This window comes from Streptomyces sp. NPDC001985 (assembly GCF_040296845.1).
Classification (GTDB): domain Bacteria; phylum Actinomycetota; class Actinomycetes; order Streptomycetales; family Streptomycetaceae; genus Streptomyces.
On the sequence record NZ_JBEOYB010000196.1, the window covers coordinates 1 to 1283 of the forward strand.

The 1283-nt window shown below is 67.6% G+C and carries 1 protein-coding gene; it reads left to right on the plus strand.

From position 1 onward, the window contains the following. The coding region (locus ABT122_RS33555) for a condensation domain-containing protein (RefSeq protein WP_351559980.1) at window positions 1-1283 on the plus strand (1283 nt) is incomplete at both ends.

Below are 1283 nucleotides of genomic sequence, written 5' to 3' on the forward strand. Positions count from 1 at the left end.
GTCGAGGAGCGTTCTCGTCGGTTCGATCTGGCCGTGCCTCCGCTGGTGCGGATTCTGCTGGTGCGGATGGGGCCGGACCGGTATCGGATGATGATCACCCTCCATCACATTGTGCTGGACGGCTGGTCGCTGCCGATCCTGATGCGGGAGCTGTGGGCGGCGTACGAGGCCGGTGGCAGCGGGAGTGGTCTGCCGGCGGTGACTCCGTACCGCGACTATCTGGAGTGGTTGTCCCGGCAGGATCGGGGGGCGGCGCGGGAGGCGTGGCGGCAGGCGCTGGCGGGCGCGGATGAGCCGTCGCTGATCGCTCCGGTGGAGCGGGACGCGGAGTTGGTCCACGGCGAGGTGGTGTCGGGTGAGGCCGATCCCGCGCTCGACGAGGCTCTGCGAGCGCTGGTCCGTGATCACGGTGTCACGCTCAATACGGTGGTGCAGGCGGGCTGGGGTCTGCTGGTGGCCAAGCTGATGGGCCGCCGGGATGTGGTCTTCGGCGCGAGTGTGGCGGGCCGGCCGGCTGATCTGCCGGGCATGGAGAGCATGCTGGGGCTGTTCATCAACACCGTGCCGGTGCGGGTCCGGCTGGACCCGGCGCAGACGGTGGCGGGGATGCTGGCCGGGCTTCAGGCGGAGCAGTCCGCGCTGATGGACTACCAGTACCTCAGCCTCAGCGATATCCAGCGCGTGGCAGGCACAGGTGCCAACTTCGACACCATCCTCGCCTTCGAGAACTTCTTCTCCGGAGTGCAGAGTCAGGTGTCACCGGACAGCACTGAGGGAGATCTCGCGGGACCGCCCGGACTGCGGGTGTTCGAGTCCGGGATCAGAGAGTCGATCAACTACCCGCTCGGGCTGATCGCCGGCCCCGTCGGCGGTCTGAAACTGCGTCTCAACTACCGGCCCGACCTGTTCACCGCCGATGAGGCCCAGTCCATTCTCGACCGGCTGCTGCGTCTGCTGAGCCGGCTGGCCGCCAACCCGGACGCCACCCTGGCCCGTATCGCCCTGGTGGACGATGACGAACGGTCACTGGTGGTCGATCAGTGGAACGCCACTGAGCGTCCGGTTCCGTCCGGTTCGTTTGTGGAGTTGTTCGAGGCGCAGGTGGTGCGTACGCCGGGTGCGGTGGCGGTGGTTGGTGATGATCGTGAGTGGTCGTACGCGGAGTTGCAGCGGTTCGCCGACCGGGTGGCGTGTGGTCTGGTCGCTCGTGGTGTGGGGCGTGGGGATTACGTCGGTGTGGTGATGGACCGTTCGGTGGATCTGGTGGCGGTGCTGCTGGGTGT